This is a genomic window from Vibrio sp. FF145 (assembly GCF_041439075.1).
Taxonomy (GTDB): Bacteria; Pseudomonadota; Gammaproteobacteria; order Enterobacterales; family Vibrionaceae; genus Vibrio; species Vibrio tasmaniensis_A.
Window position 1 is genome coordinate 16,377 of record NZ_JBGONH010000004.1, and the last position, 26,964, is coordinate 43,340.

The 26,964-nt window shown below is 43.7% G+C and carries 22 protein-coding genes; 10 read left to right on the forward strand and 12 right to left on the reverse strand.

Going from position 1 to position 26,964, the window contains the following annotated elements:
- Positions 1 to 70: 70 nt before the first annotated feature.
- From ACED42_RS02605 to yceD, 4 genes are read right to left on the reverse strand one after another with little or no spacing between them, the layout of a single operon-like run.
- Positions 71 to 1,021 carry a beta-ketoacyl-ACP synthase III gene (locus tag ACED42_RS02605; RefSeq protein WP_010437276.1) on the reverse strand — a complete coding sequence of 317 codons (951 nt, stop codon included), beginning with the start codon at positions 1,019 to 1,021 and terminating at the stop codon, positions 71 to 73.
- A 5-nt stretch (positions 1,022 to 1,026) separates the two neighbouring features.
- Positions 1,027 to 2,052 carry a phosphate acyltransferase PlsX gene (plsX, locus tag ACED42_RS02610; protein WP_012603565.1) on the reverse strand — a complete coding sequence of 342 codons (1,026 nt, stop codon included), beginning with the start codon at positions 2,050 to 2,052 and terminating at the stop codon, positions 1,027 to 1,029.
- 9 nt (positions 2,053 to 2,061) lie between these two features.
- The gene (gene rpmF, locus ACED42_RS02615) at positions 2,062 to 2,232 is read right to left on the reverse strand and encodes a 50S ribosomal protein L32 (RefSeq protein ID WP_004737376.1); all 171 of its coding nucleotides are present in this window, start codon (positions 2,230 to 2,232) and stop codon (positions 2,062 to 2,064) included.
- Positions 2,233 to 2,276: 44 nt separating this feature from the next.
- A complete protein-coding gene (gene yceD, locus ACED42_RS02620; protein WP_004733994.1) occupies positions 2,277 to 2,804 on the reverse strand; it encodes a 23S rRNA accumulation protein YceD in 528 nt (175 codons plus the stop codon).
- A 149-nt stretch (positions 2,805 to 2,953) separates the two neighbouring features.
- Between yceD and ACED42_RS02625 the strand changes: the two genes are divergently transcribed.
- Positions 2,954 to 3,535, forward strand: a complete 582-nt coding sequence (locus ACED42_RS02625) for a nucleoside triphosphate pyrophosphatase (RefSeq protein WP_009848611.1) — start codon at positions 2,954 to 2,956, stop codon at positions 3,533 to 3,535.
- 251 nt (positions 3,536 to 3,786) lie between these two features.
- Here the strand turns inward: ACED42_RS02625 and rluC are convergent, their stop codons facing one another.
- Positions 3,787 to 4,731 (reverse strand): 23S rRNA pseudouridine(955/2504/2580) synthase RluC, encoded by a 945-nt coding sequence (gene rluC / locus ACED42_RS02630; protein ID WP_017099038.1) that lies wholly within the window; start codon positions 4,729 to 4,731, stop codon positions 3,787 to 3,789.
- A gap of 618 nt (positions 4,732 to 5,349) precedes the next feature.
- On the opposite strand from rluC, the gene rne reads away from it, so the two are divergent.
- Complete coding sequence (gene rne / locus ACED42_RS02635; protein WP_371701310.1) at positions 5,350 to 8,496, forward strand: ribonuclease E; 3,147 nt, start codon at positions 5,350 to 5,352, stop codon at positions 8,494 to 8,496.
- 261 nt (positions 8,497 to 8,757) lie between these two features.
- The gene (locus ACED42_RS02640; RefSeq protein ID WP_017102825.1) at positions 8,758 to 10,305 is read left to right on the forward strand and encodes a SulP family inorganic anion transporter; all 1,548 of its coding nucleotides are present in this window, start codon (positions 8,758 to 8,760) and stop codon (positions 10,303 to 10,305) included.
- 110 nt (positions 10,306 to 10,415) lie between these two features.
- On the opposite strand, the gene ACED42_RS02645 is transcribed toward ACED42_RS02640, so the two are convergent.
- Positions 10,416 to 10,865 carry a low molecular weight protein-tyrosine-phosphatase gene (locus ACED42_RS02645; protein ID WP_017099041.1) on the reverse strand — a complete coding sequence of 150 codons (450 nt, stop codon included), beginning with the start codon at positions 10,863 to 10,865 and terminating at the stop codon, positions 10,416 to 10,418.
- A gap of 84 nt (positions 10,866 to 10,949) precedes the next feature.
- Between ACED42_RS02645 and cobO the strand changes: the two genes are divergently transcribed.
- On the forward strand, positions 10,950 to 11,555 hold the full coding sequence (cobO, locus tag ACED42_RS02650) for a cob(I)yrinic acid a,c-diamide adenosyltransferase (RefSeq protein WP_029222898.1): 606 nt from the start codon (positions 10,950 to 10,952) through the stop codon (positions 11,553 to 11,555).
- Between the two features lie 223 nt (positions 11,556 to 11,778).
- Here the strand turns inward: cobO and ACED42_RS02655 are convergent, their stop codons facing one another.
- The 3 genes from ACED42_RS02655 to apbC form a co-directional block, all read right to left on the reverse strand.
- Complete coding sequence (locus ACED42_RS02655) at positions 11,779 to 13,941, reverse strand: AsmA family protein (protein ID WP_371701313.1); 2,163 nt, start codon at positions 13,939 to 13,941, stop codon at positions 11,779 to 11,781.
- A gap of 106 nt (positions 13,942 to 14,047) precedes the next feature.
- On the reverse strand, positions 14,048 to 14,689 hold the full coding sequence (gene udk / locus ACED42_RS02660) for a uridine kinase (protein ID WP_004734002.1): 642 nt from the start codon (positions 14,687 to 14,689) through the stop codon (positions 14,048 to 14,050).
- A 256-nt stretch (positions 14,690 to 14,945) separates the two neighbouring features.
- Positions 14,946 to 16,022, reverse strand: coding sequence for an iron-sulfur cluster carrier protein ApbC (gene apbC / locus ACED42_RS02665; RefSeq protein ID WP_009848619.1), 1,077 nt, complete (start codon positions 16,020 to 16,022; stop codon positions 14,946 to 14,948).
- A gap of 158 nt (positions 16,023 to 16,180) precedes the next feature.
- Here apbC and metG point away from each other — a divergent pair, with 158 nt between their 5' ends.
- Both metG and ACED42_RS02675 read left to right on the forward strand, forming a co-directional pair.
- A complete protein-coding gene (gene metG / locus ACED42_RS02670) occupies positions 16,181 to 18,241 on the forward strand; it encodes a methionine--tRNA ligase (protein ID WP_017102828.1) in 2,061 nt (686 codons plus the stop codon).
- A gap of 221 nt (positions 18,242 to 18,462) precedes the next feature.
- Complete coding sequence (locus tag ACED42_RS02675; protein ID WP_009848621.1) at positions 18,463 to 18,942, forward strand: DUF1456 family protein; 480 nt, start codon at positions 18,463 to 18,465, stop codon at positions 18,940 to 18,942.
- A 142-nt stretch (positions 18,943 to 19,084) separates the two neighbouring features.
- On the opposite strand, the gene fadR is transcribed toward ACED42_RS02675, so the two are convergent.
- Positions 19,085 to 19,924, reverse strand: coding sequence for a fatty acid metabolism transcriptional regulator FadR (fadR, locus tag ACED42_RS02680; RefSeq protein WP_009848622.1), 840 nt, complete (start codon positions 19,922 to 19,924; stop codon positions 19,085 to 19,087).
- Positions 19,925 to 20,565: 641 nt separating this feature from the next.
- On the opposite strand from fadR, the gene nhaB reads away from it, so the two are divergent.
- Together nhaB and dsbB are read left to right on the forward strand one after the other, a co-directional pair.
- The gene (gene nhaB, locus ACED42_RS02685; protein ID WP_009848623.1) at positions 20,566 to 22,158 is read left to right on the forward strand and encodes a Na(+)/H(+) antiporter NhaB; all 1,593 of its coding nucleotides are present in this window, start codon (positions 20,566 to 20,568) and stop codon (positions 22,156 to 22,158) included.
- Positions 22,159 to 22,289: 131 nt separating this feature from the next.
- On the forward strand, positions 22,290 to 22,814 hold the full coding sequence (dsbB, locus tag ACED42_RS02690) for a disulfide bond formation protein DsbB (protein WP_371701315.1): 525 nt from the start codon (positions 22,290 to 22,292) through the stop codon (positions 22,812 to 22,814).
- Between the two features lie 73 nt (positions 22,815 to 22,887).
- On the opposite strand, the gene ACED42_RS02695 is transcribed toward dsbB, so the two are convergent.
- A complete protein-coding gene (locus tag ACED42_RS02695) occupies positions 22,888 to 23,508 on the reverse strand; it encodes an SEC-C metal-binding domain-containing protein (protein ID WP_017101192.1) in 621 nt (206 codons plus the stop codon).
- A 218-nt stretch (positions 23,509 to 23,726) separates the two neighbouring features.
- Between ACED42_RS02695 and ACED42_RS02700 the strand changes: the two genes are divergently transcribed.
- Positions 23,727 to 24,269, forward strand: coding sequence for a prepilin-type N-terminal cleavage/methylation domain-containing protein (locus ACED42_RS02700; protein WP_065677951.1), 543 nt, complete (start codon positions 23,727 to 23,729; stop codon positions 24,267 to 24,269).
- A gap of 70 nt (positions 24,270 to 24,339) precedes the next feature.
- A complete protein-coding gene (gene dusC / locus ACED42_RS02705; RefSeq protein WP_371701318.1) occupies positions 24,340 to 25,296 on the forward strand; it encodes a tRNA dihydrouridine(16) synthase DusC in 957 nt (318 codons plus the stop codon).
- Between the two features lie 43 nt (positions 25,297 to 25,339).
- Here the strand turns inward: dusC and ACED42_RS02710 are convergent, their stop codons facing one another.
- A complete protein-coding gene (locus tag ACED42_RS02710; RefSeq protein ID WP_371701320.1) occupies positions 25,340 to 26,806 on the reverse strand; it encodes a GGDEF domain-containing protein in 1,467 nt (488 codons plus the stop codon).
- Between the last annotated feature and the right edge of the window lie 158 nt (positions 26,807 to 26,964).

The window sequence follows — 26,964 nt, forward strand, 5'->3', positions numbered from 1 at the left end:
CTTTAAGCAAAGCAAAAAATTGAATAAGGCACATAAGTTATGTGCCTTGTTTGTTGATTATCGCTTGGGGTTAGAATTTAACTAACGCAGAACCCCAAGTGAAGCCGCCACCAAACGCTTCAAGTAGAAGCGTTTGACCACGTTTAATTCGCCCGTCGCGAACAGCCTCATCAAGGGCCGTTGGTACGGTAGCTGCCGACGTATTGCCGTGCTTATCAAGAGTAATCACAACTTGATCAAGCGACATCGTCAGCTTTTTAGCGGTTGCCGAGATAATACGGTAGTTCGCTTGATGTGGAACTAACCAATCAAGCTCTGACTTATCCATATTGTTCGCCGCTAATGTGTCTTTCACTAGCTTAGAAAGCTGAGTTACCGCCACTTTAAATACTTCGTTGCCCGCCATGTGCAACCATTTGTCCGCATCACCGCCACGCTCTGGAACTTCTAGGCTTAGAAGCTCACCATATTTACCATCAGAGTAAATGTGAGTAGACAAAATACCTGGCTCTTCGCTTGCGCCAACAACCACCGCACCTGCAGCATCACCAAATAAGATGATAGTAGAGCGGTCAGTCGGATCACAGGTTTTTGACAGTGCATCCGCACCGATTACCAAAACGTTCTTACACATGCCAGTCTTGATGTGTTGATCAGCAACAGACAGTGCGTAGACAAAACCAGAACACGCCGCAGCCAAATCAAACGCAGGGCAGCCTTTGATACCAAGCTTGCCTTGTACCTGACATGCCGAAGACGGAAATGTGTGGCTACTGCTGGTTGTCGCAACGATGATTAAATCAATATCTTCTTTGTCGATACCTGCCATTTCAATGGCATTCTCAGCAGCGTAAAACGCCATATCCGCAACAGTTTCGTTTTCCGCTGAAATACGACGCTCTTTAATACCTGTTCTAGCAACGATCCACTCATCGCTAGTCTCTACCATTTTCTCTAAGTCTGCGTTAGTACGCACCTGAGATGGCAAGTAGCTGCCAGTACCTAAAATTTTGCTATACATGAAGACTAATAATGCCTCTCGAGTAAAACCGCTTCCAAACGATCGCTAATGCGACTGGGGACTTGTCGTTTGACCTCGTGTACTGCCTCACCAATCGCGTTGACGACTGCAGACACATCAGCACTTCCATGGCTTTTAATGACAATGCCGCGCAATCCTAACAAACTTGCGCCGTTATACTGGTCGGGGTTCAAGGTTTTTAATTCAGTAAATAGCTCAGAAAACAACATTCTGGCGATCCAACCCTTTATTGTTGAAGCCATCATGCGCGTTTTTAGCTTATCAATAAAGAGCTGAGCCGTACCTTCACACGTTTTTAAGCAGACATTGCCCACAAAACCATCACATACGACGACATCAGCAGCATCTTGAAGTAATTGATTACCTTCAATATAGCCTATGAAGTTCACAGACTGAGTATTCGACAACATTTCAGCGCATCGTTTTACAAGGTCATTGCCTTTGATTTCTTCAGCGCCGATATTCAAGATAGCGACACGAGGCACGCGACCTAAATGTTGTTCTGCTAATGCACTGCCCATTACGGCAAACTGAAACAGTGAATCCGCGTCACTAGAAACGTTCGCTCCTAAATCAAGCATCCATGTACGGTTGCCAGAAGCGGTAGGCAAAGCTGAAACCAATGCAGGCCTATCAATACCAGGAAGGAGTTTGAGTCGGAAACGAGATAACGCCATCAGTGCGCCGGTGTTGCCACCACTCACACAAGCATCAGCTTGTGACTCGGCAACCAGATCGATAGCAGCACGCATAGAGCTACCCTGACTGTTGCGTAGGGCCAGTGAAGGTTTTTCAGAATTGGAAATGACTCGATCACAATGCTGGATACTCAAACGAGAATCAGGCATTCGACCTAATGAAGATAATTGAGATGTGATCGCGTTTCGATCACCTATTAGAATGACTTTTAGCTCTGGGAAATACGACAGTGCCTGCACGGCGGCAGGCACTGTAACACGAGGACCGAAGTCCCCGCCCATTGCATCAAGCGCAACGGTTAGATTTTGCAAAGGTCAACCTTACTTGTTGATAACCTTTTTGCCGCGGTAGAAACCTTCGGCAGTCACGTTGTGACGTAGGTGAGTTTCACCTGAAGTTGCGTCTACAGAAAGTGCAGCTGTAGTTAGCGCATCGTGTGAACGACGCATGCCACGCATTGAACGTGATTTCTTGCTCTTTTGTACGGCCATTGACCCTACTCCTATGTAAATTCTTAAAGATACTTACTAATAAGTTACTTCTTTAAGTTTTTTAAAACATCAAATGGATTCGGCTTTTTATCTTCCTCAATTTCTTCAGGAAGTTCACCAAACACCAAGTTATTTGAGTTAACGCTACATTTCGCATCGTCGTGCATTGCTATTTGTGGCAATCCAAGGATGAACTCGTCTTCAACTAATTGAATCAGGTCTAACTCACCGTACTCGTTCAGATCTACCAAATCGTACTCTTCCGGTGCTTCCTCTTCACTTTTCTCGCTGTAAACAGGAGTATAAGTAAATTGGACATCGCACTCATGTGCGAAAACCTCATTACAACGTTGACACTCTAAATCGACTTCGACGTTAGCTTTACCAGAGATAACGACTAATCGTTGTTCATCAAGCCCAAATGACATTGAGACTTGCGCGTCACGTTTTACGCCTTCAGTTGTTTCGGTTAAACGCTTTAAAAGACTGACTTGAATGATACCATCCATATCGAGTCGTTTTTGAGCCGTTCTTGCCGGATCAACTGTACGCGGTATTTTTTCCTTTTGCATAGGGCGCGAATCTTATCTTCCAAATCGTGTTTAGTCAAAGGAAATGGCAAAAAAAATGTACTTTCCTACCTTTCCTGTTCAGAGCATTATGAATAGCAGGCTAAGTTACGTTATCCTGAACTAAATGCTTACACGAATTGTAAATTAAAATGAGAAATTACCAACTAGTTTTAGCTTCTACATCTCCATTTAGGCAAGAGATCCTCAAAAAACTACAGTTAGACTTTGTCACAGCGAAGCCTGACTGCGATGAAACGCCACTTCCAGAAGAGACTCCTCAACAATTGGTAATGCGTCTTGCTGAAACCAAAGCCAAGTCTTGTGCTGTCGAACAACCAAGCCTAGTGATTGGTTCCGATCAAGTATGTGTGATTGACGAAGAAATTATTGGCAAACCTCATACTCGTGAGAAAGCGATTGAGCAGTTGTCTCGTCAAAGTGGTAAGAGCATCACTTTCTATACTGGGATAACGGTATGGAACAGCGAGACCAGTAAAGCTGACACGCGTCTCGACACCTTTGTTGTGCATTTCCGCGATTTAACTGAGCAACAGATCATTTCTTATGTTGAGAAAGAGCAGCCTTATTACTGCGCGGGCAGTTTTATGTGCGAAGGGTTAGGTATTGCATTGTTTAAACAGATGGAAGGTAAAGACCCAAACACGCTGATCGGCTTACCTCTGATCGATTTAGTCGATATGCTTGAGGCACAAGGAATGAACGTGTTGTAAGCGATACTTACCACTCTGTTGGAGATTCCCTACTCCTTCCTTCGTCAGTCCAGGGAATGACGGAACGCGAATTTTATCTAATCCGCTAATGATATAGAACGTGACCTTAAAAAGTCGTCATCCTCAAGAGCGAGGAACGAGCGAGTTGGGGAGCTTCTGCAACATATGAAAATAAAAAAGGTTGACGATATTCGTCAACCCTTTCCATTTGATGCATATTATACTCAATTCACGAAAAATCTCGTATCTTCTTAAAGCTTACGTAAACCAGTTAAGGCTTTCTCTAGCCTTCTTTCCATTGGCGCCGAGATATCCATCTTCTCTTCGCTACCCGGGTGGGTAAACTTGATGTTGGCTGCATGTAAGAACAGACGATTCAGTCCTACTTTGCCCGTATAAGCATCGAAACGACGATCACCGTAACGATCATCCCAAGCTATTGGATGACCAGTATACTGAGCGTGCACACGGATTTGGTGTGTACGGCCTGTAATTGGGCTAGCTTGAATCAACGTCGCCTCTTGGAATTTCTCTAAAACCTTAAAGCGGGTTTCAGAAGCTTTACCATTCGGGTTCACTCGAACAATGCTATTCACTTCATTTTTTAACAAAGGTGCGTTGACGACTTTACAGCTGTTTTTCCATTCGCCCATCACTAAAGCGAAATAGTATTTTTGAACCGTTTTTTCACGGAACTGTGCTTGAAGGTGTCTTAGCGCCGAGCGCTTCTTAGCAACAAGCAAAATGCCAGACGTATCTCTATCAATACGGTGCACTAACTCAAGAAAACGAGCATCAGGGCGAAGAGCACGTAATGCTTCAATCGCGCCAAACTTCAAGCCGCTGCCACCATGAACCGCAGTACCTGATGGTTTATTGAGAATCAGCATGTGATCATCTTCATAGATGATGCACTGTTCCAATTCCGAAACCTTATTGAGTTTCGTACTCGGTACGTTCTCTTCCGTTTTCTCTTCAATAGTAACGGGAGGGATACGTACTAAGTCGCCAGCTTTTAGTTTGTACTCAGCCTTGATACGTTTCTTGTTAACGCGGACTTCGCCTTTACGCACGATTCGGTAAATCATGCTTTTCGGGATGTTTTTTAATTGGTTGCGTAAGAAGTTATCAATACGCTGACCAGCCATATCTTCGTCAATGTCGACAAATTGGACTTGGGTTCTAATTTCGCTCATTGGGTTATTGTATCACTGTCACTTTTGATAATTGAGATTTTCTTAACCCTATTCTGAACTTATTTATCTAAAATCCCGGCGACTCTATCCCTAAAAGGTCATTGAAGTTCTATATTTCTTTGATTCTTCGAACAAAAAAGCACCAAGCTTCCTGCAAATTAAAATATCAATTGATAAATTATTTATAGACAGTGAGTTAGAGCTATCAAAACCCAAACAAAAACTGTTTTTTTTACCGCATTACGACAAAGCAGATTGCTGTGTTTACCGACCACTGCTATAGTTCACAGCTGCTATCAATGGATTGACTAATATTTAAACAGCTAACCATTCATAAGCAAGTAAATGAGTAGATGACTCAGATTAGACAGTGCTGCAATCGGCGTAAGACACGGTCAACTGAGTTCCTTATCGCTCTACTCACGTACACTCATGTTGAGTATTCACCGCCACATCGCGGATCATAGGCTAACTCCCTATGATGACTGACGTGCCCCAGAGCATCCCTCTCCAGCCGGGAGGCTGCACCGATAAAGCCATGGGATCTGGCACCATGAGAAACGAACTAAAGCGATAAGACCAATGATGAAAATAAGAAAAGACAATGAGAATTTCTAAATGAAAAGAATGTTAATTAACGCAACTCAAAAAGAAGAGTTGCGTGTCGCTTTGGTTGATGGCCAGCGACTGTTCGATCTAGATATCGAAAGTCCAGGTCACGAATCAAAGAAAGCGAATATCTACAAAGGACGTATTACCCGTATTGAACCAAGCCTAGAAGCGGCATTTGTTGATTACGGCGCAGAACGTCACGGTTTCCTCCCTCTTAAAGAAATTGCCCGCGAATACTTCCCTGAAGGTTATACATACCAAGGCCGTCCTAGCATTAAAGAAGTGCTAAGAGAAGGACAAGAAGTAATCGTACAAGTTGAGAAAGAAGAACGTGGTAGCAAAGGCGCTGCACTGACAACTTTCATCTCTTTGGCGGGTAGTTACTTAGTTCTTATGCCAAATAACCCTCGCGCTGGCGGTATTTCTCGTCGTATCGAAGGTGATGAACGCACTCAACTGAAAGCAGCATTAAGCACTCTTGAGCTTCCTCAAGGTATGGGCTTAATCGTGCGTACAGCGGGTGTAGGCAAAAGTGCAGAAGAGCTTGAGTGGGACTTGAACGTTCTATTGAATCACTGGGGCGCTATCAAGCAAGCTTCTGATTCAAATGCAGCTCCTTTCCTTATTCACCAAGAAAGTAACGTTATCGTTCGTGCGATTCGTGACTATCTACGTCGTGATATTGGCGAGATTCTAATCGACAGCAATACTATTTTTGAACGTGCACAAGCGCACATTCAATTAATACGCCCAGATTTCATGAATCGCGTTAAGAAATACGATGGTGAAGTACCACTATTCAGCCATTACCAGATTGAAAGCCAGATCGAATCTGCTTTCCAACGTGAAGTTCGTCTTCCATCTGGTGGTTCTATCGTAATCGACCCAACAGAAGCTCTGACTTCTATCGATATCAACTCTGCTCGTGCAACAAAGGGCGGCGATATCGAAGAAACAGCACTTAACACTAACCTAGAAGCAGCCGATGAAATTGCACGTCAATTACGTCTACGTGACCTAGGTGGTCTTGTTGTTATCGACTTTATCGATATGACTCCGGTTCGCCACCAACGCGAAGTAGAAAGCCGTCTACGTGATGCCGTTCGTTTAGATCGCGCACGTGTTCAGATTGGTCGTATTTCTCGCTTTGGTCTTCTAGAGATGTCTCGTCAACGTTTGAGTCCATCACTAGCAGAAGCAAGCCACCACATTTGTCCTCGTTGTACAGGTACTGGTGTTGTTCGTGATAACGAATCTCTAGCACTATCTGTTCTACGTCTGATCGAAGAAGAAGCTCTAAAAGACAACACTGCGCAAGTTCTTGCTGTAGTCCCTGTTCCTATCGCTTCTTACCTATTGAACGAAAAACGTCGCTCAGTAAACCACATCGAGAAGAACCAAGAAGTTAAGATCACTGTAGTTCCTAACTCTGACATGGAAACACCGCACTTTGAGGTTATCCGTGTTCGTGAAGGTGAAGAGTTCGACCTACTGTCTTACTTGCTGCCTACCAAGCTAGAAGCTCTAAAAGAAGCAGAAAGCAAAGAGCCTGCAGAACAGACTATTCGTCCTAAGAAGATCGAAGAGCCAGCTCTTAAAGGCTTCGCAGCTCCTGCTCAATCAGCACCGACTCCTGCTCCAGCTCCTAAAGCTGTAGAAGAGAAAAAAGCTGAATCAGCAGCGACTCAAGAACCAGGTTTAGTTGGTCGTTTCTTCAAAGCTATCGGTAGCTTCTTATTTGGCTCTTCAACTCAAGAAGAGAAAAAAGAAGAAGAGAAGCAAGAAGAGAAACCTAAGAACAATCGCAACAACGGCAACCGTCAACGCCGTGATCGTAACGATAACCGTCGTCGTAACCAACGTGGTGACCGTGGTGAACAACGTGGTGACCGTGGTGAACAACGTGGTGAGCGTGGTGACAATCGTAACGAAAACCGTGACAACAAACGCCGTCGTAAACCAGTTCGTGATGAGAAACCTGAAGAGCAGAAAGAAACTGCTCCACAGCAAAATCGCCAGCCTCGTAAGCCTAAGCAAGACCGTCGCAATAAGTCACGTGATGAGCAGAAGCAACGCGAAGAGCTAGCACCATCTAAATTAGCAGAAGAAGGTCTACAGCTAGCGGCAGAAGCTCAAGCTGATAAACTAGAAGCGCCTAAGGCTAAGCCAGAAGCGAAAGCAGCTAAGATTAAAGAGCGTCGTCAGCGTCGTAAACTGAACAAACAAGTTCGTATTAAAGACCAACAAGCTGAAGCTTCAGAAAACTCGTCAAATGAGTCTGCTGTTGCTAAAGAACAGTCTATTGCGAAAGAACAATCAGTAGCTCAAGAGCAAAAAGTTGCGGAACAAGTAGAAGCAACTCAAGCAAACGCTGATGAACAAACAGAACAGGAAGAGCCGAAGCAACGTCGCAACCGTCGTTCTCCACGTCACCTACGTGCAAGTGGTCAACGTCGTCGTCGCGGTCGTGATCGTCGTCCTAACCCATTCCGCCTACGTAAAGGTGGTGTAGCTTCTCCAGAGATGGCTATGGGTAAAGTGATGCCTCGCTTCATTCCAAAACCTCACCATAATCAGGCAAAACCTGAAGTGGCTGAAGTTCAAGTAGCAGTTGAAACTCAAGTTGCTGTACAAGAGCAAAACGTAGCTCAAGAGACGGCACCACAAAGTAACACAGCTATGGCTGGCGGCTTTGCATGTCCTGAACTTGCGATGGGTAAAGTCATTATCCGCCGTGAAGAAGCTGAAACTGTCGTTGAAACTCAGGTAACTGAAGTTCCTGCGGTAGTTGAAACTGAGAAAGTTGAAACTCCAGTGATTGCTGAAACTGCGAAAGTTGAATCGCCTGTTGTAGCAGAAGCTGTGCAAGTAGAAGCAACACCAGTTGTTGAAGCTGAAGCACCTAAAGCTGAAAGTGTAAAAGTAGAAGAAGCTCCTGTGGTAAAAGCAGAAGCTCCTAAAGCGGCACCAAAGGCAGCTGTTGCTAAAAAACAAGCAGGTTCACCAATGACTAAAGCTCCTGGTCCTCAAGAGATCAAAGAGATTCAAGTTGTTGCGGCTCCATTCCGTACTGAGCGTTTTGTATCGAAAGGTGCAGGTAGCCAAGCAGCGTCAAATAAAGCCGGCGCAGGCATGACTAAACCTCAATACTAATGAGCTTCGCAGAGTAATCTGCAGAGAACTATCTAAGGGCGACTTATTCATAAGTCGCCCTTTTTTTATATCCACAGTTCCGATTAGTTATAATAGATATATTGCTCAAAATAGGGTTCAACCTTGAACTTAATCACATTTTTGGGTAGCATTCGCGCACTTATATTTTCGACACTTAGCTATTGCCGCTCTTTTTCATCACTGTTTGGCTACGCAATACACTCGTGTCGGTAAACCCATTTTAAGCATAGCTGAGCAAACATGTTCGAATTCCCACAATTTTCAAAGCACTCTGTAAAAAATGATGTGCTTTCAGGTCTTACCGTAGCCTTAGCTCTAGTACCTGAAGCCGTAGCATTCGCCTTTGTTGCAGGCGTTGACCCAATGGTTGGTCTTTACGCAGCATTCATCGTAGGTTTAATCACTTCTGTCTTCGGCGGTCGTCCAGGTATGATTTCTGGTGCAACTGGCGCAATGGCTGTTGTAATGGTTAGCCTAGTAGCAACCCATGGCGTTCAATACCTATTTGCGGCAGTTATGCTAGCCGGCCTTCTGCAAATTGCAGCGGGTGTATTTAAGCTAGGTAAATTCATCCGTATCGTTCCGCACCCAGTAATGATTGGTTTCGTGAACGGTTTAGCGATCGTTATCTTCTTAGCGCAGCTTGGACAATTTAAAGCACCAGACGTAACAGGTGCGCTAACTTGGTTACCAAGCGGTCAAATGACACTAATGCTAGGTCTAGTCGCACTCACTATGGGTATCATCCACTTCCTACCTAAGCTCACTACAGCAGTACCTTCTTCATTGGTAGCTATTGTTACAGTAACAGCTTTGGTTGTAGGCCTTGATCTTGAAACTCGCACTGTTGTTGATTTCCTACGTACTATGTCTGGTGACGAAGCAGCAACACTAGCGGGCTCTCTACCAACATTCTCTATTCCAGCAGTACCGTTTAGCCTAGAAACGCTATACATCATCCTGCCTTACGCAGTGATTCTTGCAGCGATTGGTCTAATCGAATCACTACTAACGCTAACCGTACTAGACGAAATGACAAACACTCGTGGCCAATCTAACCGCGAATGTGTTGGTCAAGGTATGGCGAACGTGACGTGTTCAGTATTTGGCGCGATGGGTGGTTGTGCGATGATCGGTCAATCGATGATCAACGTAAACTCAGGTGGTCGTGGTCGTCTTTCAGGTATCGTAGCGGCAGTTGCACTACTGATGTTCATCCTGTTCGGCTCTGCACTGATTGAAATGATTCCTCTAGCAGCACTTGTGGGCGTTATGTTCATGGTTGTTATCGGTACGTTTGAATGGGCAACCTTCAAGTTGGCACGTCGCGTTCCTAAGCAAGACTTCTTCGTTATCGTCCTTGTAACTGTAGTTACAGTACTAACAGACCTTGCGGTAGCAGTTGGTGTGGGTGTTGTTGCTTCTGCACTAATGTTTGCATGGCAACATGCTAAGCACATCTACGCAGACACATCGGTTAACGCTGAAGGCTCTAAAGAGTACAAAGTTAACGGTCCAATCTTCTTTGGTTCAACCGCTAACTTCCTTGAGTTGTTTGACTCATACAACGATCCACAAGATGTTATCGTTGATTTCGCAAACTCACGCGTTACTGACCACTCTGCTATTGAAGCGATCGACACGATTGCTGACCGTTACGCGGCACTAGGTAAAACACTTCACCTTCGCCACCTAAGCCAAGACTGTGTTGCTATGCTGCACAAAGCCGGTAGCTTAGTTGAAGCGAACGTTGCAGAAGACCCAATCTACAAAGTAATGTCTAAGTAAGCTTAGTCATAGCTTAAAGCTAGATTTAGAAAGGCCGACATTCAATGTCGGCCTTTTTTATATCGATGAACCTTGATACTTTATCGCCCACCAAGAACACAGCCTCTACACTATATTGAACGCAGTATCGCTTCGCTCGACTCTTCGATTAAATCCAACACTAATTCAAAGCCATTCCCCTCACCATAATAAGGATCGGGAATTTCTTGATATTGTGACTCTCCAAAACTCAAAAATAACGCGAGCTTGTATTGGAGGTGAACTGGACACTGGCTCACTAAGTCATCTAAATTCGCCTTGTCTGCCGCAAGTATCAGGTCAAACTCTTCGAAGTCATTATCTACCACTTTACGAGAAGTAATCCCTTTAAAGCTGTAGCCTCGCTTCTCTCCTGCTGATTTTGAACGTGAGTCTGGCGCGTTGCCTTGATGAAAGCCAATTGTCCCAGCGGAGTCGACCGTTACATTAATATCCATCTGCTGAGCTTTCTTTCTCAGCACCGCTTCACCTGTTGGCGAACGACAAATATTCCCCATACAAACCACGAGTATCTTTTTCATCCGTAATCACCTGTTCTTCCGATGGTTTTTGCTATCGTTAAGTTAGGCTATGATAGGCGTAATCACAACTTAAAAGGATTTGTTATGTCGACCGAAGACAACAAAGAACAACGCCATAAAGCAAGACAACAGAAAGTAAAAGAGCAAGTCGATGCACGTGTTGCAGCAGCGCAAGAAGTGAAAGGACTGTTATTGGTTATTACTGGCAACGGTAAAGGGAAATCGACATCAGGTTTCGGTACGATTACACGTGCAGTCGGTCACGGTAAGAAATGTGCCGTTGCTCAGTTTGTAAAGGGAACTTGGGATAACGGTGAAAAGAACGTTCTTCAAAAACTCGATGTAGAGTTCCAAGTGATGGGTACAGGCTTTACTTGGGAAACTCAAAGTAAGGCAAAAGATATTGAAGCCGCACAGCGCGTATGGAAAGAGTGCCAACGCATGCTAGCTGATGAGTCGATTGATGTAATTCTGTTTGATGAGCTGACGTACATGGTGAGCTATGGCTACATTGAATTGGATGAAGTGGTAGAAGCTCTGAATAACCGCCCTAAAATGCAATCAGTGATCATCACAGGCCGTGGAGCGCATCGAACTTTAACGGACATGGCCGATACCGTGTCTGAAGTTCGTAACGTTAAACACGCTTTTGAATCTGGTGTTAAAGCTCTGCAAGGCGTTGACTGGTAATTGCATTCAACCAGAGATCCCCGACTCGGTCATTCTTCCCTCTCGAGGATGACGACCACTAGACTGTCACGCCCTTGAACAAGGCACTAATACCTATCGTCATTCCCTAATGCGAGGGGCGAGCTTCATAGGGAATCTCTCTTGGGTATTATCGGCAGCCAAACAAAAGCGCCATTCCTCGTAATAAGGAATGGCGCTATTTATATGCTATTTAAAATGGCGATTAGTTAAACAAGCCTTTGAGTAAACCATTGACTGCATCTCTAGTTTTCTCATCTTTGATCTTGTCACCGTATTTTTCTTCAAGTTTCTTAATACCGCGATCAATCTCTTTTTCAGCTTTCTGTTTCAACACATCATCAAAAACAAGCCCAAATTTCGGGTCAGCCCACTGGCCGGTTACCTTAATTGGAATCGTCACATCTTTGAGATCATCAATGCTCTTACCACCCTGGCCTTCAAGCGAACCAACAATTGACGTGCGAACCAGGAAGTCGACCGTTTCATTGATGAAGTTTGCTTTACCTTGACCTGTCACGCGTAAAAGAGGCGACTGTGCCGATAAGTCGTTCGTTGAAACCCAACCTTTATCAACCTTGAGTGTTGCTTTCATTGCACTAAAATCTGTCTTTTGAGACTCATCTTTGCTTTCGACTTTTTCGCCTTTGATCTTAGCGTAGTTTTCTCTAATCAGTTGCGCGATGTTGATGCCATTAACCGCACCATCTTCAAAGTTAATCGCAATAGTACCTACCAAGTTCTTCTTGATTCCTGTTGGCGTCAAGCTCTTACCTTTAACGTTAACATCGATATTACCGGTACCTTCCAGCGTATCGTTGTTCGCTACGTCAACCAGTAACGGTTGTACTTTTACGCCTTTAATCTTTTTCTTAGCCGTGTAAGTCGCAGGCGTCTTGCGTGCATCTAATCGTGCTGTTGCCGAGATAGAGCCTTGGTAAAGATTCGAGGTAAACGATGTCAGATCTGCGATACCACGGTTAACTGAGAACGCCGTTTTCACGTTCTGCATTTTTGCGTTGTTCGCCTTGAACTTATCGATTGTGATATTACCTTTCACATCGAGCGTTTTCAGAGCTGACAGATCAGGTTCTACTTCTTTCGCAGGAGCCGAGTTATCTGAACTTGACGTCGAAGAAGCTGTAGTATTTGAAGTTGAGCCACCAGCAGAATCAGAAGGCGCAGCGCTCGCTGTTTCTTCTGTATTACCTAGGCCTAAGAACTCATCTAAATCGATGTTCGGGCTATGAAGAGAAAAACGAACCTTTGGTATTTCAGATAAAGTGATGTCCGCTTTACCGTCTAGTGCGATAGCGTTAGCTTGCAGCTTCTCTAGCACAAAGCTCAAGTGACTCTTCGTTAGATCAAAGCTTAAGTCAGACAGCATATCCACTTTCATTGGTGATTGAGGAAGCGTTTCACCTTTGAATGTTGAGTCTAATGTTAACTTGTTCAGTGTAACTTTTGAGATCGCGCTATCGACAGTTAAGTCACCGCCACCTTTAAGATCAAGGTCAAGACCAGCAGCATTACCAATCACCGCATAAGTCAGTTGGTTAACCTTATCGAACTCAAACGTATTTAAGCCAATCTTCGCTGACTCGATCGACGTTGCTGGATCATTGAACTTCGCATTAAGGTCAATATTTCGTAATGCGTAGCTTGCAAAGCCTTCCGCTAATTTGAATTCAGCACTGCCATTTGCAGAGAACTTCTGTTGGTTGTTTTCACCAGAAGCCGCAAATGTCGCGGTCGTCCATGTATCAACGGCAAACTCAGAAAGACTCAAAGACACATCGTATAGCTTAGTGAATGAACCTGCTTGCTTGTCGTCCATCTCAAACAATGCGTTTGAGACTGTTACACCTGCAAGATTGATCGTCCAGCCAGATGTGTCTGTAGAAGTTTGCTCTTGAGGCGCCGGTGTTGCTTCAGAACTTGTATCCGCTGCAGGTTCAGACTCCTTAGGAGCAGACACTTGTGTGAGCGCATCGATGTTCTTGCGACCATCTTTAAGCGTTTCTAAATAAAATTCTGCACCATCTAGAGTGATATTGCCGATCTCTAGTTGATTGCTAAATAGCGGAGTAACCGAAACATCAACGCCAACCGTATCAACCTTAAACAGGTTTGGTTGAGTGAACCCTTCAGGGTTACGTAATTCAGTTTGACCAAGTTCGAAGCCAATAGATGGGAAGAATTGCCAACTGATATCACCCTCGATCACGAGCTCTAGGCCTGTGTGTTTTTGGGCTTGTTCGACAATTAATGGCTTAAATTGGTTGGGATTCACTAACAGCACTAGTGCCAGAATTGCTGCAACGACAACAAACACTGGTACAGCTATGAAAATGAGTAGTTTCTTCATCCGCATATTCCTTGCTTAGATTCCAAAAGAAAGTGGCACTATAAAAGTGCCACTGATTCGGTAAAAAATAAAGCTAAGTGAGTCACTTAGGCAAAATTTTGTTCGATTAAGACTTCAACAACTTCGCAATATGCGCTTTTAGCACATCAATCGCAATACGGTTTTTACCACCACGAGGAACGATGATGTCTGCATGTTGTTTTGAAGGCTCGATAAACTGCATGAACATTGGGCGTACTGTTTCTTGGTATTGTTTAAGTACCGTATCCATTGTTCGACCACGCTCTTCTACATCACGCTTAACACGACGTAGTAGACAGATGTCCAACGGTGTATCCATAAATACGCTTGCGTGCATTAGTTTACGAAGACGCGGGTCTGTCAGAAGCAGAATACCTTCTAAAATGATCACTTTCTTAGGAGTAAGTGTAGTCGTTTCAGAAGTGCGTGTGTGCTCTGTGTAGCTGTATTCAGGAACTTCTACGGCATTGCCACTCATTAGCTGCTGTAGATGTTCGCATAAAAGGTCATGATCTAGTGCATTTGGGTGGTCGTAGTTAGTTTTAACTCGCTCTTCCATACTCAAGTGACTTTGGTCGCTGTAATAGCAATCTTCCGTGATAACACCAATTTGATGGTCGCCTACTTTTTCGCGCAGCTCATTATAAATCGTACTCGCGATCAGGCTTTTTCCTGAAGCTGAAGCGCCAGCGATACCTACGATGACACATTGATTATTATCAGACATTAATTTGCACCCGATATGGTTTGGTGGTGGGAATAGATAAACCGCCTGATTATAGGGGCTAAAGCATATAGATTCTAGTCGCGATGTTAGCTAATTGCAGTCAAATTGATGATCTCAATACATTTACTTAAAACAATCGTTTGCTTTCAAATAACTTAAATACAACTATATGCACAACCCCTATGGCTATCCACCTAATCCAACCGTTGTTTATCTCACCCAAACGTGATTTACACACCTTTGTGATCAGCCATTGCTATTCAACCATCGAGAAGTTAATCGCCTCTGGTCTCGCCTTACCAGTCCAGAACATCTTCGCAGCCACGTTCTCAGCAAGCTCTAAGTAATGACGCGTGTGTTCACTGTCTGGACGACGTATAACGGTTGGGCAACCTGCATCAATATCTTCCCGTACATCAATGTGCAGCGGAATTTGCGCTAAGATATCGAGGTAAAACTCTTCTGACATGGCTTCCGCGCCACCAGCGCCAAAGATATGCTCTTTCTCGCCACAGTGGCTACAGATATGGTAGCTCATGTTTTCCACTAAGCCTGCCACTGGCACGCTCACTTTATCAAACATCGCCACACCTTTACGCGCATCGGCTAATGCCAAATCTTGAGGGGTGGTCACCACAACCGCGCCCGTCACTGGGATCTGCTGCGAAAGCGTTAGCTGAATATCACCCGTACCCGGTGGCATGTCGATAACAAGGTAATCCAATTCTGGCCATACGGTTTCATTCACGAGCTGACCTAACGCCTTAGCCGCCATTGGACCACGCCAGATAGCTGCATCATCTTTTGATACAAGGTAACCGATAGAATGCGTAAAAATGCCGTGCGCCTCGATTGGCATCATCCATTTGTTGTTCTGCACTTCTGGTTTTGCGTCTAGCTGACCGAGCATCATCGGCACAGATGGACCATAGATATCCGCATCCAACAAGCCCACTTTTGAACCTGACTTAGATAACGCAAGCGCAAGGTTTACCGAAGTTGTCGATTTACCCACCCCACCCTTTGCCGACGTCACGGCGATAATGTTCTTAACGCCCTTCAAAGGTGTCGCGACTGTTGTTTCTAGCGCAGACGGCTTCACTTTTACTTCAAACTGAAAAGCGCTAACAAGTTGCTGTTCAATCTGGGAGTGGATCCACTGTTCCAGTTCAACCGCGAGCTGATTGGCAGCAAAAGGCAAGGTAATAACAAATGACCCACGCGGATCAACCGATACAATATTTTGGTGTAGCGCCCACTCTGGGATGAGGATTGGTGACTCGAACTCATTCAACCATGAACAGAAATCTTGCTTAGAAGTAAAGTTACGCATTGGGGCTCCTTTTTTTATTTATGCTATCACCCACGAGATGAAGACTGAACCCCTAAAAAACTAGGGGAATCCTTTGTCTGATACCTTGGCGTATCACACGTTATAAAGTAGTATTACCTCTCAAAATTTATACCTATCAAAAAAGCGAATTATTAAGTATGGCAACTGATCCAAGACAACTTTTGGTAACTTGTGCGCTTCCGTACGCTAACGGCTCTATTCACCTTGGTCATATGCTTGAGCATATCCAAGCTGATATCTGGGTTCGATACCAGCGTCTACGTGGCAACACTGTAAACTTCATCTGTGCTGACGATGCTCACGGCACGCCAATTATGCTTAAAGCTCAACAGATGGGTATCACGCCAGAAGAGATGATCGCTGCTGTTAGTGAAGAGCACCAAAAAGACTTCGCTGGCTTTGATATCAGCTTTGATAACTACCACAGCACACATAGCGAAGAGAACCGTGAACTGGCTTCTCACATCTATCTCGAACTTAAAAAGAACGGCTTCATTTCTAGCCGTACTATTTCTCAGCTTTTCGATCCTGAGAAAGAGATGTTCCTACCAGACCGCTTCGTAAAAGGTACTTGCCCTAAGTGTAAGTCAGAAGACCAGTATGGTGATAACTGTGATAACTGTGGTGAGACATACAGCCCAACTGAGCTAATTAGCCCTAAATCAGCGGTTTCTGGCGCAACTCCAGTAATGAAAGATTCTGAGCACTTCTTCTTCGATCTGCCTCAGTTCGAAAGCATGCTAAAAGAGTGGACTCGTTCTGGCTCTCTACAGAATGAAACTGCAAACAAAATGCAGGAATGGTTCGAGTCTGGCCTGCAACAGTGGGATATCTCACGTGATGCACCTTACTTCGGTTTCGAAATCCCAGGCGAGAAAAACAAATTTTTCTACGTTTGGCTAGACGCTCCTGTTGGCTACATGGCTTCTTTCAAGAACCTATGTGACAAGCGCGACGATCTCAACTTTGACGAGTACTGGAAGAAAGACAGCACAACTGAGCTTTACCACTTCATCGGTAAAGACATCGTTTACTTCCACAGCCTATTCTGGCCTGCAATGCTAGAAGGCGCTGGTTTCCGTAAGCCAAACAACGTATTCGTACACGGCTACGTAACGGTGAACGGTGCGAAAATGTCTAAGTCGAAAGGCACATTCATTAAAGCAAGTACGTACTTAAATCACCTAGACCCTGAGTGTCTACGCTACTACTACGCTGCGAAACTAAACAGCCGTATCGATGACCTTGACCTTAACCTTGAAGACTTCACTCAACGTGTAAACGCGGATGTAGTAAACAAGATTGTTAACCTAGCGTCTCGTAACGCAGGCTTCATCACTAAGCGTTTCGAAGGCAAGCTTTCTGCTGAATTTGCAGAACCAGAACTTTACAACGAATTCGTTGCTGCTGCAGAGCGTATCGGTCAGCTATACGAAACTCGTGAGTTCAGCCGCGCTATCCGTGAAATTACTGCACTAGCTGATAAAGCTAACCAGTACATCGACGAAAAAGCACCTTGGGTTCTTGCAAAAGAAGAAGGTAAAGAGAAAGAGCTTCAAGAAGTTTCTTCTGTCGGTATTAACCTATTCCGCGTGCTAATGGCTTACCTGAAACCCGTTATGCCAGAGCTTGCGGCTCGCACTGAGGCTTTCCTAAACGAAGAACTAACGTGGGAAGCGATTGCTACACCGCTAACTGATCACGAAATCACTAAGTTCAAAGCGCTGTTTAGCCGTATTGATCCGAAGAAAGTGGAAGCAATGATCGAGTCTTCCAAAGAAGATGCAGCCGCAGAAGCAGCTGCGAAAGAAAAAGCAGAAGCTGAAAAAGAGCAAGCAAGCCAAACTGAGCTAGACAAAGAGCCAATCGCAGACGAGATTGAATTCGATGCCTTTGCAGCAGTCGATATGCGTATTGCTCGTATTATCTCATGTGAAGAAGTACCAAAAGCGAACAAGCTACTGAAGTTCCAACTGGACATCGGTGGTGAAACTCGCCAAGTATTCTCTGGTATCAAGTCAGCGTACAAACCTGAAGAGCTAGAAGGCAAGCTAACTGTAATGGTAGCCAACCTAAAACCTCGTAAGATGAAGTTTGGTATGTCTGAAGGCATGATCTTAGCTGCTGGTCCTGGTGGCAGTGACTTGTGGATCCTTGAACCACACGAAGGTGCTCAACCTGGCATGCGTGTAATGTAGCTCTGGCTTCAGTCAGATAACAAGCACTCATAGCGAAATCCCTAATGCACTTTTAACTTGAATGAGTTGATAAGCATTGGGGATTTTTTATATCTACCGAAAATAAGCGTTCTCTGTTAGAGTCGCCGTCAACTATGCTATGTAGAGTAGAAATTTGTTTGCCGACAATAACGGGCTAACCAACACCTCTTTACTCTTCAAACCCTTTTTAGGAATCCCCAGTGACTAACAACGAAATCTTGCGTCGTATTCAACACGCGCTAAACCTTAAAAATGCACAGATCATTAAAGCTATCGAGCAAGCTGATGTGACCGTTGCTCATGACCAAGTGATTAATTGGCTAAAAGACGACAACGACAAGTCATGCTCTAAGATGAAAGATAAAGAGTTAGCGGTATTCCTAAATGGTTTTATCAATCTTAAGCGTGGCAAAAAAGAAGGTGTTCAACCTAAACCTGAAGTAGCTCTGACTAACAACATGATTTTCATGAAGCTGCGTATTGCGTTGAACATGAAAGCAGAAGATGTATTAGATATATTAGAAGTGGTAGGCATCAGCCTAAGTAAGTACGAGATTGGTGCCTACTTCCGTAAGCCAGAGAACAAGAACTACAAAGTATGTGAAGACCAACTACTTTGCGATTTTCTAAATGGCGTGCAATTTACTAACCGTCCAGACTCAGAAGAGTTTGCAGGGTAAGTTACTGCCTATTGATACGTTCTCACCAACTATCAATAAATAAAAAGCGGCGAGATAATTTGATTATCTCGCCGCTTTTTCGTTTTCTTTACGTCGTTTACTCCATAAGTAAAACAACCGAACAGTACTTTAATGAAAAGACTTAGCTGTCGTCTTCAGTAAAGTTTGTCGGTAACGTTGTCTTCATCTCGTTCCAAATCTGTGCGCTTGCGATACCGTAGTTACGAATCACAAGTGGCAAATTCTCACGCTCACCGCTTTCACAAATAACAAACAAGTTTTTGTAGAACTCCATGGCTAAACGACGAGCTTCTGGGTTAGAGAAGTAGTAGCTACCAACACGGTCGTACAATTTTCGAACACCATTAAAGATCAGGCCATAAATTTGGTTACCTGAATGGAATGCTAAACGTTGGAAAAGCATGTAATCGTAGAAGTTAAAAGTTTTAGCAATTAAGATCGTTTGACGCTTCGCTTCATCTTTTTCTACGTCTTCTTTCACCGATTGTTTGATCTTGTCAGCATATGGCGACGATTCTAAGAATTCATCCCAAGTAGGTGCCGCAAGTAAAGATTCACAAGATTCAATTACGTTAGTAATCGTACGCTCTGAAGCCTCTTTATTTGCTTTGAATGCATAACGCATAAAGATAGGGCTGATATTAGTACGAGCAGCAAGCAGGTCTTCTACCATTTTACTTGCGTTATCAACGTCCAACGTCATTAATGTATCAAGGATATGAAGACCTGACGTTTCCATAAACTGATTAACTTTAGTTGGCTTACCGTGTTGGATTGTCAACCAACCATCACGAGCAAGACGCTGAAGTACTTCACGAAGCGTAGTACGTGTAACACCAATCAGCTCAGAAAGCTCACGCTCTGCGGGCAAGATAGAACCTGGAGCGAAACGGCCATTCCAAATACTTTCAATGATATACTTTTCTGCAAATCCTGCCGGGCTCTTTGCCTTAATGACCATCTACACTTCAATCCAATTTAATTATTTTGTTCTAATTTACTCATCATACCACTAGTTAACACCCTGCGGAAATACCCCCAAAAAATTTTACTCACTCAAAACCCAAGTAGAGTTAAAACTCTAAAGTTCAGCACACGTTTGCACTCAAGGTTTGGATAGCAAGCGACTACAAACCATCATTTAAACAAACCATTAACACAACAAATTCTTTTTAAAATCAATGAGATTGGTCATATTTTCAAACCTATTAATTTGCAATATTAAGTTGTAATAATCATATATAAGCCGTCGTTATTCTGTAAATTTTAATCATTTCGCTGAAATATTGATTCTAGTCGGTTTTTATCACATTTTAAGTGGTATGCTTGCGCTACTTTGATCGCGTTTCTCAACAAAAAAGAGGTATTTTTAGTGCTACAGGGGTTTTCCTGTTGACTAAATGTTATCTAAGAGTAGAGTTGCGCTCAAAAATAAGCAGTGCTTGAGTTTCTAAGGGAGTGACTTGGCAAGACCACAGAACATTACATGGAATGTAGTTTTTCTAAGTCACTGTTAGTTATAGGTTTTAACTAAACCTACAACTCGATTCTCAAAATGTTGTATTGCTTGTCTATTCATAATCAACATAAAAGAGTATTAACATGCCGATGTCTCTCGGAAACGCTTTTATCAAAAACTTCCTTGGTAAAGCTCCTGATTGGTATAAACTTGCCATCATTTCCTTTTTAATCATCAACCCGTTTGTTTTTTTCCTAGTAGACCCATTTGTTGCGGGCTGGCTACTAGTGGTTGAGTTTATTTTCACTCTAGCTATGGCTCTAAAGTGCTACCCTCTCCAACCCGGTGGCTTATTGGCAATTCAAGCCGTCGCCATTGGCATGACTAAACCAGAAATGGTTTATCATGAGCTACAAGCAAACCTACCAGTATTACTCTTACTAGTATTCATGGTTGCTGGCATCTACTTCATGAAAGAACTACTTCTGTTCATTTTTACGAAGATCCTGCTCGGTATCCAATCCAAAATTCTACTCTCTGTCGCTTTCTGTGTCGCCGCAGCATTCTTGTCTGCCTTCCTAGATGCGCTGACAGTAATCGCCGTAGTCATTAGCGTTGCAGTGGGCTTCTACTCTATCTACCACAAGGTTGCATCAGGTAAGGGCACAACGTCTGCGCACGATCATACTCATGATGAAGAGATCTCTGAGCTAACTCGTGATGACCTTGAAAACTACCGCGCATTCCTACGTTCACTACTTATGCACGCCGGTGTTGGTACTGCTCTGGGTGGTGTAATGACCATGGTAGGTGAACCACAAAACTTAGTAATTGCTAAGCAAGCGGGTTGGGAGTTCGGTGAATTTATTATCCGCATGCTGCCAGTTACACTGCCTGTTTTCTTCTGTGGTATTTTAACTTGTGCACTTGTCGAGAAATTCAAAGTGTTTGGCTACGGTGCAGAGCTGCCAAATAACGTTCGCCAAATCTTAGTTGAATTTGACAACAAAGAACGCGCAAATCGTACAAAACAAGATGTAGCTAAACTATGGGTTCAGAGTGCAATCGCAGTTTGGCTTATTGTTGGCCTTGCGCTTCACGTCGCTGAAGTCGGTTTGATTGGCCTTTCAGTGATCATCTTAGCTACAGCGTTTACAGGTGTAATTGAAGAGCACTCGATGGGTAAAGCTTTTGAAGAAGCACTGCCATTTACCGCACTTCTTGCCGTCTTTTTTGCGGTTGTTGCTGTAATCATCGACCAGGCTCTATTTAAGCCAGTAATCGATGCTGTACTTCACGTTGAAGATAAAGGCGCACAGCTCGCACTCTTCTACGTAGCCAATGGTATCTTGTCGATGGTTTCAGACAACGTATTCGTCGGTACGGTTTACATCAACGAAGTTAAAACAGCTCTGGTTGAAGGCGTCATCACTCGCGACCAATTTGATCTGCTTGCTGTTGCTATCAACACAGGTACCAACCTACCTTCTGTTGCTACGCCAAACGGCCAAGCTGCATTCCTATTCCTATTAACGTCAGCACTTGCTCCGTTAATTCGACTGTCTTACGGCCGCATGGTCATCATGGCTTTGCCATATACTCTCGTATTAGCACTTGTTGGCCTTGCCGGTATTGTGTTCTTCGTAGAACCGATGACAGCATGGTTCTATGATGCAGGTTGGATCATTCACCGTACGGGTGAAGTGGTAGCTCCAGTTATCTCCGGTGGCCACTAACCCGGATTTCTATCGCTAAACACAATAGGTGCATCTAACTAATCAAAAATATTAGTTGATTAGGAAACTTATCCAAGATAAAAAGCTCTGAGTAATCAGGGCTTTTTTATTTTATTGACAGGATTAAATTCGTGAACTTTTTTGCAATGCTCAAAGACTTCTCTAAGGGACGTTTATCTTGGCTTTTACTGCTGGCTTTTATTGTCTTTTTTGAAGCATGTGCTCTTTTCTTTCAACACGTGATGATGCTTGGCCCTTGCGTAATGTGTATCTACGAGCGCGTTGCTATGCTCGCTATCGGCATCGCAGCAATGATTGGTGCTATTGCCCCGCATAATCCGATATCACGTTGGCTAGGTCTAGTTGGTTGGGGGTTAGGTGCGTATAAAGGGTTGATGCTTGCTTTAGAGCACGTTGACTACCAGTTTAACCCGTCTCCTTTCGCTACCTGTGACCTGTTCGTGACCTTCCCTACCTGGGCACCTCTAAACCAATGGGCTCCGTGGATGTTTGAGGCCTACGGCGACTGCAGCAAGGTAGTATGGCAGTTCTTAGAACTTTCAATGCCTCAATGGCTAGTGATTATCTTCGCGGGTAACTTGGTTGCTTTCAGTTTTGTAGTGATCTCTCAATTCGTTAAATCAAAGAATGACTAACAATTAGCTCATCATGTTAAGAAACGAAAAAGTCGACATTACGTCGACTTTTTATTATCTATAAACAATGCAATTAAGCTTTTTTACCACAGCACTGTTTAAACTTTTTACCACTTTCACACGGGCAAACATCATTTCGGCCGATGCCCTTAAACGGATTCACACTTTGAGATTTATTTCCGAGCATCGCTTCATCCGCTGCTAGCGCAACTTCTGTCACCATCAAATCGACTTGCCCGACTAGATCATTCAAAGTTGGCGGGGTTTCTAATCCAGCCGCTTTCATTTGCTCGATTGTCTGTTCTTCATCAATCGCCAGCATGAATGTTGTTAACATTGCTTGTAGCATGCGTAATGTGCCATCTGCGATTGACGTTTCCTGCCACTGTTCTTCAATCGTCGGCCAGACCATCATAAAACCTTCAGAAAAATCGGCTAGCTGTTCAGCAAAGTTATCTGCATCAAGCACTTCTGTAAGCAAATATTCACTTCGCTGAATGAGGTTATGTTGGCGATTAATTTGCTCGGTGACTTGAGGAACAAAGTCCTGACCAGTTTCAGGAATAGCTATAGGTAACCAAGCCTCTGGGTCAAGAGGTTTAGTTGCAAGGTTAGATGCAAATATAGCACCTTCTACAAACTGGGCTGTTACGTCGTTAATTGAGTCAGGAAGACTCAATAATTGATACTTCATATTACTTCACTAGTCAGTCAATTCTGTTGTCTCCATTATACCCACAAGGCTAACAATTAGTAATTATTCGTATAGCTCTATGATTAATTACACCTACCAGTAGCCACACAAACATTATCTTTAGTTCCATTCAGCAAACTAAACTTATTTCATTTTGAAAATTTAAGTTTGAAGTGTAAAAGAGTCGTTGAAATATTTAGTTACATATAGAATGCATTATGAAACAACACCAAAATGGTTTTACTTTGATAGAGCTAGTCTCTGTCGTCGTTATTTTAGGCATACTTACCGTTACCGCAGCTCCTCGCTTTCTAAATTACCAACGCGATAGCCATGAAGCCATAGCTCAAGGTGCTTTTTCTTCTTTTCGAACTGCGGTTAACCTTTACCACTCACAGTGGCTTGTTGATGGAGAGCCTGATTTTAATCAAGATGTCGATTATGGTGAAGGCAGCGTTTATCCTTCATCGACTGGTTTTCCAATCGCTGTTGATCAACTACCGATTAATTCGGGGACTGCAATTAGAGGGAGTGACTGCGCAAGGCTTTGGCGGGCGCTCATGAATACTGACCTCACCGTTAGAGATCACGGTAGCTCAGTATTCCCTTCAGAAGAACCGATCGTTGCTTGGTATACATCAGATCCGAGCTGCTATTACTACTACACTGATGGTTACTCGCTAGGCGAAGATTTACCAAGGCTCAACTACTTCCCTCTAACCGGTGAAATAACTGTTACGTCAGATTCACCTAGCTCATAGTGACAAGCTTTTAACTTGCCCGTACAATCACGCGTCTTAATTTTCGATCCACTCAGTTTCGGTAAAGCAAATGCGAGTAATACTTGGCCCTATGGAGGGCGTTTTAGACCATCTAATGCGTGAAATTCTCACAGAGATCAATGATTACGATCTCTGTGTGACGGAATTTGTGCGCGTAGTTGATCAACTTCTTCCTCCGCATGTTTTTCACCGTATTTGCCCTGAATTGCATCAAGGCTCTCAAACCATGGCTGGTGTTCCAATCCATCTCCAGCTTCTAGGACAACACCCAAATTGGATGGCCGAGAATGCTTTTCAAGCTGCTAGTTTAGGCGCTAAAGGCATTGATCTTAATTTTGGTTGCCCTGCAAAAGCGGTAAATAAAAGTAATGGTGGTGCGTCACTGCTAAAAGAACCTGAACTCATCTATCAAGTGGTGAAGTCTTGTCGAGATGCGGTGCCAGCACACATTCCCGTATCTGCGAAAATTCGATTGGGTTGGGAACGCCCGGAAGAGTGCTTTGAAATTGTCGACGCTATCGAACAAGCAAAGGCAGACGAACTTACTGTGCATGCAAGAACCAAAGTTGGCGGCTATAAAGCCAGCGAAATTAAATGGGATTACATCAATCAAATAAGAGAAAAAACGTCTCTACCTTTGATTGCTAATGGGGAAATCTGGAACTATCAAGATGGTCAAGATTGCATAGAAGCCACTGGCGTCGATTCATTGATGGTCTGTCGTGGCGCTTTCAACATTCCAAATCTTGGCAACGTCGTTAAGCACAACTACCCAAAAATGCCGTGGAATAAAGTCATCGAACTTTTGCTACGCTATTCAGAGTTTCAAATAAAAGGGGACAAAGGCATGTACTACCCCAATAGAGTGAAGCAGTGGTTTGTTTATCTAAGTAAAGGCTACCCTGAAGCGAACGAACTATTTAAAGAAATTCGTACTTTCAAGAAAGCGCCACCTATTGTAGAGCGCCTTCAGCGTTATCAAGAGGAACATCGCCAAACTGTGTGAGTTAGTTGCCCTTCTTCTCTAGCATAGAAGTTCAATAGCGTGGTTAAAATACGATACGGTCTTTACCTGTCGTCTTAGCCACGTACAACTTTTCATCCGCGTGTTTGAATATCTCTTCAAAGCTTAGGTTGTTATGCTCAGCTTCAGTAATGCAAACACCACCAGAGACAGTAAAACCATTAGGTACAATGTTAGCTGAGTTCGCACAGACAGCATTTTTAACACGCTCTAATGTCCTCATTAACGTTTCACGATCATCACCTTTTAGATAAACGACAAACTCTTCACCACCAAACCTTGCTGCGACATCACTACTTCGAATGCTATTACTTATCTGGCGGGACATGTAGCGAATAACATCATCCCCTTTGTCATGCCCAAAGGTATCATTAATCAACTTGAAATTATCAATGTCAAATACAGTCAAGGCGAATAACTGGTCATGCTCCACACTGCGCCAAAAAGCTTCCAGTCCCCTACGGTTTAGCAGCCCGGTCATCGGATCTTTAGCTGCCAGCTCTTTGAAGTAACCACGTTCAATATTGGAGTTAACGAAGAAAAAGAGCGTTACAGAGAATAGATATACGATGATAGCGACAATCAGGCTGTCTTTCTCGTAGACAAAAAAGTGTTCCACCTCTTTGGCAAAATCTAATTCGTAGTACATCGCGTGATGAGAGGTGACTCCTTCCAGTTGTATCGCGTGATAGAAAGTAGCGCTGTCAACCGGATTAACCAAGGTGGTATCAATAATATCGATTCTACCGGCTAAGTGCTCATTCGAACTCGCAAGCAGTTTACTTGCGTCAATCTCAACAGAAAGCATTCCTTGATGTGTCCCTTTATGAAACACCGGAATCGTCATGCTTATCATACGGTCAAGAGAGTCAAATCGATACGCAGGACCCGTTAAAGTCAATTGTTCTGGATTGTTGGCGGTTCTTTGCCAATACGGGCGGCTTTTTATGGTCGAAAGTAGTTCTTTCCCTAGCTCTTTAGCAAAGTCTTCAGGCGAAGAGATCACATAACCACGAGTATCTATAAAGTGTACGCCGTTGTGATATTCATCAAGCTGGGACAAAAATGAAAGAATTGGCGCGAGAGCAATTTTTTCTGACGCACTTTTATAGCTATCACTGGTTTCATTACAAAGGGGTTCTTGACCAACCAACATATAGTCGATATCGACAGAGGGGATATCTGCGGTTTTTCCGTCAGCAAGAAGTAATACGTCAATGGGCCAAATTCGGCAAAGACCGTCAACCACTTGCTTATTGTGATCAAGGAAAAGAGGGTTTCCTGATTTGTAGTAATTAGAGAAGCTGTAATCTAGAGCGGTAACAATTTTGGTCGTTCGTTTAAACACTTCTTCAATACGCTGAAACTCACTGCTGATGTCTTTTTCAACCGCATCAAAATAATTTTTTCCTATCAGCCCAAGTAACATGGTCGCGATCACAGCGGGAAAGCCGAAGACAAAGGTAAGGCTAAAGTGCCTATTTACTTTCATAGAATGTGCTCTTAGCGCTCAGTTATTTTCATTAGTTCCATTAATATTATGACATTAATCGACAGCCCTCTCGATGTAAAATAATGTAAGTTGGTATTAACGATGCACCTATCGGGTAAATAACTACTTAAAAATGAATAAAATAGATCGCAGCTAAT

Excerpts from the sequence above, each read along its gene's own strand:
- ACED42_RS02605 (WP_010437276.1), bottom strand. The coding sequence starts at position 1,021 with ATGTATAGCAAAATTTTAGGTACTGGCAGCTACTTGCCATCTCAGGTG.
- rpmF (WP_004737376.1), bottom strand. The coding sequence starts at position 2,232 with ATGGCCGTACAAAAGAGCAAGAAATCACGTTCAATGCGTGGCATGCGT.
- yceD (WP_004733994.1), bottom strand. The coding sequence starts at position 2,804 with ATGCAAAAGGAAAAAATACCGCGTACAGTTGATCCGGCAAGAACGGCT.
- ACED42_RS02625 (WP_009848611.1), top strand. The coding sequence starts at position 2,954 with ATGAGAAATTACCAACTAGTTTTAGCTTCTACATCTCCATTTAGGCAA.
- rluC (WP_017099038.1), bottom strand. The coding sequence starts at position 4,731 with ATGAGCGAAATTAGAACCCAAGTCCAATTTGTCGACATTGACGAAGAT.
- rne (WP_371701310.1), top strand. The coding sequence starts at position 5,350 with ATGAAAAGAATGTTAATTAACGCAACTCAAAAAGAAGAGTTGCGTGTC.
- ACED42_RS02640 (WP_017102825.1), top strand. The coding sequence starts at position 8,758 with ATGTTCGAATTCCCACAATTTTCAAAGCACTCTGTAAAAAATGATGTG.
- ACED42_RS02645 (WP_017099041.1), bottom strand. The coding sequence starts at position 10,865 with ATGAAAAAGATACTCGTGGTTTGTATGGGGAATATTTGTCGTTCGCCA.
- cobO (WP_029222898.1), top strand. The coding sequence starts at position 10,950 with ATGTCGACCGAAGACAACAAAGAACAACGCCATAAAGCAAGACAACAG.
- ACED42_RS02655 (WP_371701313.1), bottom strand. The coding sequence starts at position 13,941 with ATGAAGAAACTACTCATTTTCATAGCTGTACCAGTGTTTGTTGTCGTT.
- udk (WP_004734002.1), bottom strand. The coding sequence starts at position 14,689 with ATGTCTGATAATAATCAATGTGTCATCGTAGGTATCGCTGGCGCTTCA.
- apbC (WP_009848619.1), bottom strand. The coding sequence starts at position 16,022 with ATGCGTAACTTTACTTCTAAGCAAGATTTCTGTTCATGGTTGAATGAG.
- metG (WP_017102828.1), top strand. The coding sequence starts at position 16,181 with ATGGCAACTGATCCAAGACAACTTTTGGTAACTTGTGCGCTTCCGTAC.
- fadR (WP_009848622.1), bottom strand. The coding sequence starts at position 19,924 with ATGGTCATTAAGGCAAAGAGCCCGGCAGGATTTGCAGAAAAGTATATC.
- nhaB (WP_009848623.1), top strand. The coding sequence starts at position 20,566 with ATGCCGATGTCTCTCGGAAACGCTTTTATCAAAAACTTCCTTGGTAAA.
- ACED42_RS02695 (WP_017101192.1), bottom strand. The coding sequence starts at position 23,508 with ATGAAGTATCAATTATTGAGTCTTCCTGACTCAATTAACGACGTAACA.
- ACED42_RS02700 (WP_065677951.1), top strand. The coding sequence starts at position 23,727 with ATGAAACAACACCAAAATGGTTTTACTTTGATAGAGCTAGTCTCTGTC.
- dusC (WP_371701318.1), top strand. The coding sequence starts at position 24,340 with ATGCGAGTAATACTTGGCCCTATGGAGGGCGTTTTAGACCATCTAATG.
- ACED42_RS02710 (WP_371701320.1), bottom strand. The coding sequence starts at position 26,806 with ATGAAAGTAAATAGGCACTTTAGCCTTACCTTTGTCTTCGGCTTTCCC.